Genomic DNA, 12,109 nt, shown 5'->3' with positions numbered 1-12,109 from the left:
TGTGTTTCTGTAAAAATAAATATCAGACATGTTTCCTTACAATTCTCTAATACTGCCTCGTCTTCAACAATAAAGAAGCCTGGTTACCAGCCTATGATTTAAATCATGTGCGATTTCTTAGTGCGTTTACTGACAACACCGTCATAATTTGGTGCGCACAGAGCTATTGGTGTTGAAACCAATTACTATCTGCATCTTCTGGCGAGCATCGCTCAAGCCAGCGGCGCAAATGCCCAAATTGGACGAAAACCCCCGCAAGCGGCGCTTTCGGAAGATCGTTACTGTTGGGAAAATAAGTGCTTAACCGTAATTGCTCTGATCGATCCGGTCCCAAAATGGGATGCGTCTCTTCATCTGTGCAAAATCGTGCAGTCGAGTCGCGGCCCGCTACGAGGGTAGCAATCCAAGCGCTTAGTGCTCGCGCAGAGCCGTCTCGCCGAGCCGGGTGATCGGCGTCAGGATGTACGCCAGAACGCTGCGCTTTTCGCCAAGCAGATCAACCTCGGCGCCCATGCCGGCGCTGATCGGGCGCGTGCTGCCATCAGCCATGCGCAGCCCGCTCGTGTCGGTCCGCACCTGGACGATATAGAAGCTCTCGCCGGTCCGCTCCTGCGTCACCGCGTCGGGCGAGATTTGCGTCACGCGCCCGCTCAGCGTGCCATAGACCGAGCGGTCATAGGCAGTGATGGCCACGCTCGCGCGCTGCCCCATATGCACCGCGGCAACGTCCTGCGTGCGGACATGAACCTCGACCAGCAGGCTCTTGTCGTCGGGAACGATCTCGACCAGGGGCTGCCCCGGCTGCACGGCGCTTCCCCGCGTCGCGATCAGGACGCGGTTGACCCGCCCCTTCATCGGCGCACGGATAACGGTGCGCTCGACGCGATTGGCGAGCGCCGGAAGCGTCTGGCTTCGCGCCGAAAGCTCGGCCTGCGCAGTCGCCAGTTCGTCCGCCGCCTTGGCGCGCCAATCCTGCCGCGTCACCGCCAGCTGTGCGCGTGCCTCGGCAACCTGCGCCCGTGCCCGCCCGATCGACTCGTTGGCACTGGCAGCATCGGCACGCGCTGCATCGGCATCGCCCTGCGCCTGGATGAGTGCCATGCGCGGCTCGATCCCGCGATCGACCAGCGAGCGGATCGTCGCCAGCTGCGAGACGCGTGAATCGCGCACCGCTACGCGCGCCTGATAGCTCGCCGCCGCCTCGGCCACCGCCTGCTCGGCCTGGCGCGTGCGCGCGGCCGCGGCTTCGCTGGCCCGGGCAAGCTCGCCCATCCGCGAGAGATGCAGCGCCCGCTCGATCTCGATCTGCTGGAGCGTCTGCGGGTTGGCCGCTGCCGGATAGACCGGATCGCGTCCCATGATCTCGGCGGTGAGCCGCGCAATCTTGATCTGGAGCGCATTGCTGGTCGCTTCGCCGCTGCCCAGCTCCGATCCCATCTGGGTCGGGTCCAGCCGGATCAGCTCGGCACCGCTCGGCACCTGCTGCCCTGCCTTGACCAATATATCCTGGACGATGCCGCCTTCGAGGTTCGACACCACCTGCAGCTGCGCGCTCGGCATCACCTTGCCCATCGCGCGGACGGTGCGGTCGAGTTGGGTGAGCGAAGCCCAGACGAAGAAGATCACGACAAAGCCGACGATCGTCCACAGCATGACATTGGACGCAGTCGACGGGCGAACCCGGGCGGTCAGCTCCTCGAGACGGTTATGCTCCATCTCAGGCCACCGCCCGCGGGCGCTGGAGGCGCGCCATCACTTCGTCGCGCGGCCCGTCTGCCACGACACGGCCCTTGTCGAGCAGGATGATGCGCGAGACGAGCTGAACGAGCTGGGGGCGATGCGTGATCAGCACGAGGGTACGGTCCTTGAGTTCGGTCGATAGACGCTCGATCAGCATCGTTTCGGTCTGCTGATCCATGGCGCTGGTCGGCTCGTCGAGGAGCACGATCTGGGGCCGGCCCGCCAGCGCGCGTGCGATCGCGATCGCTTGGCGCTGCCCGCCCGAAAGTCCTTCGCCGCGGTCGGACAGGCGCAGATCATAGCCATTGGCGATCTGGCCGAGAAACTGATGCGCGCCCGAAAGATCGGCGACACGCAGCATTTCCTCGTCATCGACATGCTCGCGGCCCAGCACGATATTCTCGCGGACGCTGCCGGTGAACAAAGTGCTCTCCTGCATCGCCGCGCCCATTGCGGCGCGCAGGCTCGCCGGCTCGAACTGGCGCAGGTCGGTGCCGTCGATCATCACCAGCCCGTCCTCGGGCGGGTAGAGCCCAAGCAGCAGCCGCGCACAGGATGACTTGCCCGAACCGACGCGGCCGAGGATTGCGACATGCTCGCCGGGCTCGATCCGGAAGCTGATCCCGTCGAGCACCTTTTCGGGCGCGCCGGGATAGCGGAAGCTGACGTTGCGGAACTCGACCGTGCCCTCGACCCGGGCCAGCTGCAGCCCACCGCTCGCCGGACCCTCGATCGGATGCTCCATCATTTCGTCGATCTGGCGATAGGCAGTGCGCGTCGCCGTCATCCGCGTCAGCAATTGCGTGATCTGCGCCAGCGGCGCGATCGCCCGGCTGGCCAGGATCGAGCAGGCGATCAGCCCGCCGGTAGTCATGTTGCCCGCGGCGATCTCGAACACGCCGACGACCACCACCAGTGCATAGGAAAGCGTCCCCGCAGATCCCGCGAAAGTCATGCCGATGGATGCAATAAGTCGCTGGCGCATCGAGCTGTCGGATTGCTGGCTCACCGCGCCCAGCCAGCGCCGCGTCAGCATCGGCCCCGCCCCGCTCGCCTTGACCACTTCCAGGCTGCCGATCGTCTCGACCAGCACCGATTGCTTGGCCATGCCTTCACCCAGCGTGCGCGCCGAAAGGCGCTCGAGCGCCGGATGGGTGAACAGCGCCACCAGGATGACGAGGACCGCCAGCACGATCGGCACCAACACCACCACCCCGCCAATCAACCACACGACGAGCAGCGTGATCAGGATGAACGGCACGTCGACAATCGCGACCATCGTCGCCGAGGCAAAGAATTCGCGCAGCCCCTCCAGCTCGCGCATCAGGCTGGAGAGCGAACCGGTCGAACCCTTCTTCAGTTCGAGCCGCATCGCGATCATCCGCGCGAAGACATGCCCGCCCACGTCGCGATCGATATCCGCCCCCGCCAGATCGACGAAATAGGCGCGCAGCAGCTTGAGTACGAAATCGAAGACGATGATCAGCCCGATGCCAATCGACAGGCCGACAAGCGAGCTGATCGCATTGTTCGGAACCACGCGATCATACACTACCATTGAGAAGATCGACGTCAGCAGGTTGAAGACGTTGATGAAAACCGCGGCGAGCGCGACTTTCCAATAGGTCGCGCGGTTGCGCCGCATCGGCGCGGTCAGCCACTCGGCCAGCCGCGGCCGCGGCATTTTCACATGCTCATCCGCGCTCACTTTGCGCTTTCCTTTGGTTCGAGCCCGATTTCCGCCGATAGCTTTCCGGTCCGCGCGAGTAGGATGTAACGAGAGACGTCGAGCTCGGTCAGGCCCTGGATGTAGCTGCTTGCGCTGGCGAAATAGGCGCCCTGCGCGTCCAGCACGTCGATCAACGACCCGCGCGAGGCGCGGAAGCGCTCGACGATCACATCGCGCGAACGCCGCGCCGCGGTATATGCATTCTCCAGCGCGCTGAGCTGGCGTTCGAGCGCCTGGACGTCGGACCAGGCGATCGCCGCATCGCGGGCCGCTTCCTCGCGCACCCGATCCGATCGCGCATCGGCAGCGCGGGCGCGCGCACGATATTCGTCCGTCCGCGTCTCGGTGCCGCCAAATAGCCGCTGCCGCATCGTCACGCGGAAGCGCACGTCATAATCGCGGTCGTTCTCGATCACGCCATAACGCCCGGCATCTATCCCCGCCGAGACATTGGGAAGCTTGCTCGCCTTGACCGCATCGGTATCGCCGCGTGCCGCGCGTGCGCTCGCCTGCGCGCTGCGAACGTCGGGAACGTCGCGCGCGGCCTCGATCGCTTCTTCGCGCGTCGAGACCAATATGTCGGGCACCGGCGCGCGTTCGAGCGTCGCGGGTGCTTCGATCCCGGTCAGCTCGCGAAACCGGGCCTCGGCATCGGCGAGCGCGCGGCGAAACCCGGCGAGCTGGCGATCGGCATCGGCGATATAGCTGTCGACGCGCGCCAGATCGGCCTCGGCCGAAGCGCCTTCCTTCACCCGCTGTTCGACGCCCTGGCGCAAATCGCGCTGGCTGGCGGCAAAGGCATCGGCCAGCCGCACCAATGCGCGCATCCCAAACACGCGATACCAGGCGCTGATCGTGTCGAGCGCGACGCGCTCCTCGGTGGATTCGGTATCGGCGGTCGCGGCCTCGCGGCGGTCCTTGGCGGCGCCGATTCGCTTGGTCGTGGCCCCGAAATCGAGCACCGTCTGCGAAAGCGACAGGTTCGCATCGGTGCGCTGCTTGGCGCGCGAACGCTCGATGATATTGTCCGGATCGTTCGAGAAGTCGCGTGAAAGCACCCGGTAGCTGGTCACCGACGCGTCAAGCGAGGGCAACAGCCCTGCGCGTTCCTGCCGCACGCGGACAGCGGCGACATCCTCAAGCGCCTCGGCCTCGATCGCAGCAGGATGCCGCCGCACGGTCGCGCCCACCAGTTCCTCGAAACCCGCGCGGTCGGTCTGGTGGCGGCGGAGCGCCAGCACAGGGTCCTGCGAGAAATCGATGTCGAGCGGACGCGCCTCGGCGGTCGGCAGCTTGGCTGTCGGCACGGTCTGAACATGCTGTGATTGTGCGGCGGAATCCTGTCCCGCCATTACCCAAAACAAGATACGCGCCCCACCCCCGGGTTATGCGCCCTCTAGGGCACGCGCACGAAGGCGTCATCTCATTTATTTGTACAATTACGAAGGTTTATCTCAAACTGCGACGATAGTGCCGGATTGTTCAGCCTTGGACGGGCGCGAGCGGCCAATGCACTTTCTCCAATGGGCCCGCCTGCGACGGCGCCAGAACCGAAAGTCCCGCTCCCCCCAGCGGCACGTCGCCCGCATCGATCTGCGCCAGCGCCGCGGCGAGATCCCGCCGCCCGCACTCCCAGCGCGCAGCGGAAGTTTGCGGGGAAAAGTCGAAGGCCTTGCCGCTCACTTCGCGGCTATGGTCAGAATAGGCGATATGAATCAGCGTGACCGACGCGGAACCGCCCCGCGCGGCACGCTCGCCGAAAATCGCCTGCCATGCCGCGATCGCGCGCCGGCTTTGCGTCGCGAAAAGCAGATCCTGCATCCGCGTCACGGTCTCGCCCAGCGTCTGCGGCCGCGGCGCGCGCAGTGGCAGCAAGTCGATGGCGATGCACAGAAGCGGCCGTTCGGATATGCCGCCCAGCACGCTGTCGAGCGGCAAATTGGCCGAAATGCCGGCATCCCCGAGCAGCCGCCCATTCACTTCGACGGGTGAGAAAGCCGGAAGCAGCGCCGCACTCGCGCGGATGTGATCGGCGCCCACCCGCTGCGCCTGCGTGTCGAACACCACGTCCTCGCCAGTCTCCACATCCACCGCGGTCGCCGAATAACGCTGGGCTCCGCGATTGAGCAGGTCGAAGTCGATCAGCCGCTCGAGCGTCGCACGCAGCGGCGTCGCATCATAAAGGCTCGAAGGCTCGGGATTGCCGAACGGATTCCACCACGGCCCCAGCAAATTGCGCGGCACGAACAGATCCGGCCGCCCGCCCACCATGTTCCACGCGACTGCGGCGGTGCGCCGCGCTTCTTCCATAATCGCAGGCGACTGCATCGCCGCCTCTCCGCGATCCGACGACGGCGTCCACAACTCTCGAAGGCATTCGAGCCGCTGCTCGGCAGGATTGCCGCATATCAACGCGCCGTTGATAGCGCCGACAGAAGCGCCCGCGATCCAATCGGGCTCCAGCCCGTGCGCGTGCAATGCTTCATATGCGCCCGCCTGATACGCGCCGAGCGCGTTGCCGCCGCTCAGCACGAGTGCCAGGTCGAACTCTTTGCGCGATGCGGACGTATTCAGGTTTCCGCGTCCGTCTTGGCATTGTTCCGGCGCATCAGCAGGCCGACCGCAACGGCGGAGACCAAGCCAACGACCGCGACCTTCTTCGCGAAGCCCGCCTTGTTGTGCGTGAGCTCGGAACGGATGCCCATTTCGGCGGGGATGTTCGGAATGCGAGCATGCGCCAGGTCGCTGACCACGCCCTCGACCACGTTGATCCGGTCTGCGCCGAGCAGCATCAGCCAGTGCAGCCAATTGGATTCGCTCCAGCGAAAGGCCAGGCGGCGCAGCACGCCGCTCACGCCGCGCGGCGGCGTCGAAGTGCCGACCACTGCGGGCTGGCGGATATGCTCGATCGACTGGAGTATCTCGACGTCGGGCCGCTGCACCACGGGCCGGTCCCAGTCCTTGCTCAGCCCGCGATCCTGTGTCTGGTCGCGCATCGGCCAGGTCGGATCGTTCTCCCGGTCGGCATCCACGCCCCAACCGGGGATCGCCGAGGTATCGACCAGATGCGGGCTGCGGGTCTTTACGGGAAGGTTCATGCGGGCCTCCTGATCAGCCATTGGGCACCAGCACCGGCTTGATGCAGCCGTCCAGCTTTGCGGCGAAGATGTGATAGGCGTCCGCCACGTCGGCGAGCGGCACCTTGTGTGTGATCATCGCCTTCGGATTGATATTACCAACGCGGACATGCTCGATCAGGCGCGGCAGCAGCCTTTTGACCGAGGCCTGGTTGGCCCGGATTGTCAGCCCCTTGTTCACGACATTGCCCATCGGGACCATGTTGCCTGTGGGGCCATAGACGCCGACGACCGAGACGATCCCCCCCTTCTTCACGCCGTTGATCGCCCAATGCAGCGGGATCGCCGATCCCGCCTCCAGCTTCAGCTTGGTGCCGAACAACGTATGGAGGAAATTGCCCTTGGCATCGCCGCCAACAGCATCGATGCACACATCGGCGCCGAGGCCGTCGGTGGTCTTCTTGAGGAAGACCACGACATCGTCGACTTCCTGGAAATTATAGACTTCCGCCGGGCAGTAGGTTCGCGCGAATTCAAGCCGATAGTCGATCAGATCGAACACGATCACGCGCCCCGCGCCGAACAGCCAGGCACAGCGTGCCGCCATCAGCCCGACCGGCCCGGCGCCGAACACCACGACGGTATCGCCCTTCTGGATGCCGCCCATCTCCGCCGCCTGGTATCCGGTGGGGACCACGTCGGTCAGCAGCACGGCATCGTCGGGGTCCATCCAGTCGGGAATGATCGTCGGCCCGACATCGGCATAGGGCACGCGGACATATTCGGCCTGCCCGCCATCATAGCCGCCCGCCGTGTGCGAATAGCCGAAGATGCCGCCCACAGCGGTCGCCTGCGCGTTGGACTCGTGGCAATTGCCGAACAGCCCCTGCTGGCAGAAATGACACTGGCCGCAGGCGATGTTGAATGGCACCAGGACATGATCGCCGGGCTTGAGGTTGCGAACCTTTTCGCCGACTTCCTCGACGATCCCGCAGAATTCGTGGCCGAAGGTCATGCCCACCCGCGTGTCCGGCACCATGCCGTGATAGAGATGCAGGTCCGATCCGCAGATGCACGATCGCGTCACGCGCACGATCGCGTCTTGGGGATGCAGGATCTCCGGCATCGGCTTTTCCGAGAGGCGGACGCGATACGGTCCGCGATAGTCCATCGCCAGCATGCTTTTTCCTCGATGTTGCGCGGGCGCCACCGCGACACGGCGCGCCTCGGCGAAGGCCGCGGCCCGCCAGACTTACCTAAGTTAAGCTCCTGATATCGGCTACTTTATCCGAAAACCGCCCTTTGCGGGATAGGTTCCGGATGATCAGGCAGAAGCGGAGACAAGTCCGCGCCCACGGCACAAGGTGCCGGTAGCTCAGCTATGCGGGGTCAGGTCGAAGCCCCTGGCGGGGAACTGGTAATCATAGGAATCAATTCCCGAGGCCGTCCCGACGCAAGGTCCGTAAAGCGCGACTTGCGTCGGGGCGGCTTAGTCTTCAGGCAGATTAGAACTTCACGCTGATCCCCGCCGTGATCCGGCGATCGGTAAGGCCCTGGAAGCACAACAGCGCCTTGTCGTTGACGCAATATTGGTTCTGGTCCTCGCGGAGGAGATTGATGCCCTCGACACCGATATTGATGTTCCTAGTGATGTCGTAATTGATGCTGGCGTTCAACTGGCCCCGGGCGCCGTTGATCAGCGGCAGGCCGAAGAAGAACGGATCGTTCGAAACGAAGCTTGAGCGCCAGGTATAACGCGCTCGCGCGTTCAGCCCGAATTTGTCGTAGAACAAAGTCGCGTTGTACGAGAATTTCGACAGGTTGGTCAGCGAGATCAGGTCCTGGGAATTGGGCTTGCCCAGGGCCGTGAAGACCGTCCGCGGGCCATCGGCCGCACGATATTCACGCGCCGATCCACCGGTCTTCTGGTAGGTGAAATTGCCGATAAACCCAAAGCCCGAAGCGAAGCCGAGCGCGTCTTCATATGCCGACAGATCATGCTGGAACGCGATCTCGATGCCAGTCTGCGTCGTCGTACCGCCGACGTTGAAGGTCGAGAGCAAAGGCACGCAGATGCCGACGCCCTGCACCGGATTGTTGATGTTGCGATTGGCCACGGGATTGTAGATGCCGCCATTCTCGCAAGGCGGCGTGATATCGATATTGAGGTTGCCGCTCGAATCCAGATTGGGCGCCGGATCCTCCTGCCGCGCGGCAAACAGGTTCGTCCGCGATTTGTGGAAGATGCCGATGCTCACCAGGCTCGATCGCGCGAAATAATATTCGCTCGAAAGATCGAACGACCACACCGCCTCGGGCACCAGCCCAGGATTGCCGACCGCAACCGGCGTGTTCGCGCCTGTGCCGAACGAGAATGAGGTGGACAGCGTGTCGAAATTGGGCCGGCGAATGTCCCGCGCCACGCCCGCGCGGACCAAGACCTTTTCGGCCGGCTCCACGACCAGGCTGAAGCGCGGCAGCCAGAAATTATACGCGCTGCTCGTCACGCTCTGCCCGGTCACCGCGCCATTGGCGATGTTGTTGCCGGTCGAAGCAAGCTTGGTACTCAGCCAGCGCACGCCGGCATTGCCACGCACCCGGACGCTGCCGATCTCGCCATCGATATTCGCCTGGAAATAAGCGGCGTTGGTTGTCTCTTGGATCCCGAAGAAGCCCGCGAAGGATTCGGTCGGCGTGGTCAGCGGTGCAACTGCCGGGCCTGTCGTCCGGGCAGCATTGCTCGCCGCGATCGCAGCGTTGAGCGTACTGAGCACGCCCGCCGGATCCTGGAACGCACGGCCGCCGTCGATCAGCAGGAAATCGGGGAAGAACAGCCGGCGCCCGTCCGCCGAATTGAAGTTGTTCGGACCGGCGATCAGGATATCGGAGAAGAGGTTGCCGGAGGGTCGGTTCCAAGAAGTCGTGGTGTTGGTCAGGCTGACATTGTTCGAGAAGACGCTGTTGACCGCCGAGGTCCGGTTCCAGCGATAGCCCGCGTCGATCGAAGCGATGAACGGTACGATGTTGGAAAAATCATAAGAGAGGTCGAGCCGCGCCGCTTTCTCCTTATTGTCGGTCGCGTTGGCGCCCTGGGCGACCTGTTGCAGGTCGTAATTGGCCGGATTGAGCAGCTCAGCCGTGGTCGGCGCGAACGGGCTAGACTGGTCGATGCCGAATTGCAGCGTGCCACCTCGCAGGTCGAACTCGAGCGGAACGCCATTGTCGATGCTCCTGCCGATGGCCGGCTGCGGCCCCCTTGGATTGATGAAATCCAGCGTCGTCGAGAAATTCGGGAAGTCCGATTTGGACGTCGACAGCGAGGCCTCCGCCCGTACCGTCAGGTCGCCCGCATGCCATTCCCCGCCCAGGTCGAACACCCGGCTCTTGGTTATGCGCGCACCCGTGTCGCTCGAAGTCCGCATATTGGGATCGACGACAGCGCCGGTGGTCCCGCCAATGCCGATCCGGCCAGCAAGTGCGGCCTGGACCGTGCCCAGATTGATGGGGCCGTTCGGCCCGTCGAGCGTGCCGAAATTGACGGTCTCGAACGCCGTGTTGGTGGTAGCGTCGATCACCGATTGCGTCGCGGTGCCCGAGATCTGCACGCGGTGGCTTTCCTGCGCGCGCTGCTGACTGTTGATCGTCGCGTCGAAATATAGCCTCAGATTGTCGCTCGGCTTCCACTCGAGCGCACCGGTGCCGTTCCACGTCTCATATTCGTAATTGTCGAGTCCCTGCTGGAAGAACTGGATGCGCAGAAACGGATAGCTTTGGGCGCTCGGCCCCTGCCCCGGCAGCACGACGGCGTCGCGATCGACGCGTGGCGCGAAATTGGCGACATCCTGGCGCGCATAGCTGCCACTCAGGACCACGCCGAACTCGCCGATGCCAGTATCCCAGCGGCTGCCGATCGTGCCCGAAAGCCTGGGCAGCGTCGTCTTGGCAAGGTCGCTATTCTCCGCTTGCCCGCGAAACGCGATCAGCGTCTCCTTGAGCTGGAGCGGGCGGAGCGTCCGCAGATTGATCGTGCCGCCGACCGAGCCTTCGATCGTCTGCGCAGTCGGCACCTTGGTCACCTCGACCGAGGCGATCAGCGCCGCCGGCAGATCCTCGAAGCTGATGCCCGAGCGTCCGGCACCCGATCCCACGGTCGAAACGCCGTTGATTTCAGTACGGTTGGCGTCGGTCCCGCGGATCTGCACGGCATTGCCGACACCGGCCTGCCGCGTGATCTGAACGCCGGTGACGTTTTCCAGCACTTCGGCCAGGTTCTGATCGGGCAGCTTGCCGATATCTTCGGCCTGGATGACTTCAACGAGATTGTCGGACGCGCGCTTCTCGTTGAGCGCCGTCGCCAGCGAGCTGCGGATGCCGGTCACGACGATGTCGCCCTGCGTCTCGTCCTGAACTGCCGCCGGATCTTGGGCGGTATCCTGCGCCAAGGCCGGACTCGCGATCATCGCGATCGCCGTTCCGGCCAGCAGCATTGCTGCGAAACGCTTTGCACCGAAACCGGCCGCCGCTTGAGCTTTGCGAGTCATAGACCCCTCCCTGATTGTTGTTTTCTTATGGCAGGAAGCTTGAGTGGTTTCGCAGATATGTCAACCTATTTGTATTCCAAAACCACAGACCAGTGCGCATACCAATTCTGCAGACCAGTTGCATGGATGCGGCGCGCGTGCGGCGTCTGATTTGAGATAGTTGAGCACGCGCCCACGCCGAGTGGGCCCGTCAAATGACCGCCCCGTCCGTCAAAGGATCAGGCGAGGTGCGCAGTCGTCAGGAAGCGCGCCCGGCTCTCGGCGGATCTACGCTGCAATTCGAGAAGCTCGCGCTCCTCCGTCGCCACCAGCATCGATTCGAGCAGCCGGTTGAAATGCCGGCGCATCGCCAGCCGTGCGCCGTTCGAATCGCGGCCTCGCAGCGCATCCAGGATCGCGCGATGCTCGGCATCGCGCGCGGCGCCGTCCTGCTGGCAGATCGCGGCATGGCTGGCGCGAACCTGCGGCAATTCGGTGCGCAACCGCCACAGAGACTGGATCATGTAGATGATCGCCTGATTTCCCGATGCGCCGGCGATCGTCATGTGAAACTCGCGATCGGCCTGGTTGATCGCTTCGGCATCGGCTTCGTTGCTGCCCATCACCGCCAGCAGCGCGTCGAGCTTGGCAATATCCACGTCGCTGATCGTCGTCGCAGCCAGTGCCGCGGCCTCGCCTTCGAACAGCGAGCGCGCCTCGGTGAGTTCGAATGCGCTGACCTTGGGCAAATCGCCGCCGGCGCCCTCGGGTCCGCCCAGCACATAGACACCGGCACCCGTCTTTATCTTGATCCAGCCGGCTGCCTGAAGGGCGATCTCGGCCTCGCGGACCGTGACGCGGCTGACGCCGAAACGCTCGGAAAGCTCACGCTCCCCCGGAAGCCGCGATCCCGGGGGGAAGGCGCCTTCGCGGATCAGATTTACGATCCGATCCGCAATCTCCTGAAACAGCCGGCGTTCGGCCATGCTCGGTAGCTTCCCTTTGCTAGTCCGCCGTTGTCATACCGCACCTGTTCTCATTGG

General features: G+C 64.0%; 8 protein-coding genes. All 8 read right to left on the bottom strand.

Translation table 11 applies throughout. The annotated features are described in order from the left end of the window. Positions 1-411 precede the first annotated feature (411 nt). The 8 genes from ACZZZM_RS07435 to ACZZZM_RS07400 all read right to left on the bottom strand — a co-directional run bounded on the left by ACZZZM_RS07435 (position 412) and on the right by ACZZZM_RS07400 (position 12,052). Complete coding sequence (locus tag ACZZZM_RS07435; protein WP_463594472.1) at positions 412-1,716, bottom strand: HlyD family type I secretion periplasmic adaptor subunit; 1,305 nt, start codon at positions 1,714-1,716, stop codon at positions 412-414. 1 nt (position 1,717) lies between these two features. Beyond that, complete coding sequence (locus ACZZZM_RS07430; protein ID WP_463594471.1) at positions 1,718-3,448, bottom strand: type I secretion system permease/ATPase; 1,731 nt, start codon at positions 3,446-3,448, stop codon at positions 1,718-1,720. Then, entirely contained in the window at positions 3,445-4,821 is a 1,377-nt protein-coding gene (locus ACZZZM_RS07425) for a TolC family protein (protein ID WP_463594470.1), read from the bottom strand. Before ACZZZM_RS07425 ends, ACZZZM_RS07430 begins: the two co-directional genes overlap by 4 nt. A gap of 130 nt (positions 4,822-4,951) precedes the next feature. Beyond that, positions 4,952-6,001 carry a patatin-like phospholipase family protein gene (locus ACZZZM_RS07420; protein WP_463594469.1) on the bottom strand — a complete coding sequence of 350 codons (1,050 nt, stop codon included), beginning with the start codon at positions 5,999-6,001 and terminating at the stop codon, positions 4,952-4,954. Between the two features lie 38 nt (positions 6,002-6,039). Continuing rightward, positions 6,040-6,567: a hypothetical protein gene (locus ACZZZM_RS07415; protein ID WP_463594468.1), complete on the bottom strand. Its 528-nt coding sequence runs from the start codon at positions 6,565-6,567 to the stop codon at positions 6,040-6,042. A 13-nt stretch (positions 6,568-6,580) separates the two neighbouring features. After that, entirely contained in the window at positions 6,581-7,726 is a 1,146-nt protein-coding gene (locus ACZZZM_RS07410; RefSeq protein ID WP_463594467.1) for a zinc-dependent alcohol dehydrogenase, read from the bottom strand. Between the two features lie 325 nt (positions 7,727-8,051). Further along, entirely contained in the window at positions 8,052-11,087 is a 3,036-nt protein-coding gene (locus ACZZZM_RS07405; RefSeq protein ID WP_463594466.1) for a TonB-dependent receptor, read from the bottom strand. Between the two features lie 218 nt (positions 11,088-11,305). Continuing rightward, positions 11,306-12,052 carry a FadR/GntR family transcriptional regulator gene (locus ACZZZM_RS07400; protein ID WP_463594465.1) on the bottom strand — a complete coding sequence of 249 codons (747 nt, stop codon included), beginning with the start codon at positions 12,050-12,052 and terminating at the stop codon, positions 11,306-11,308. Positions 12,053-12,109 lie beyond the last annotated feature (57 nt).

This window comes from Sphingomonas sp. AC522 (assembly GCF_979258125.1).
This window is presented reverse-complemented; position numbering and strand designations above follow the sequence as displayed.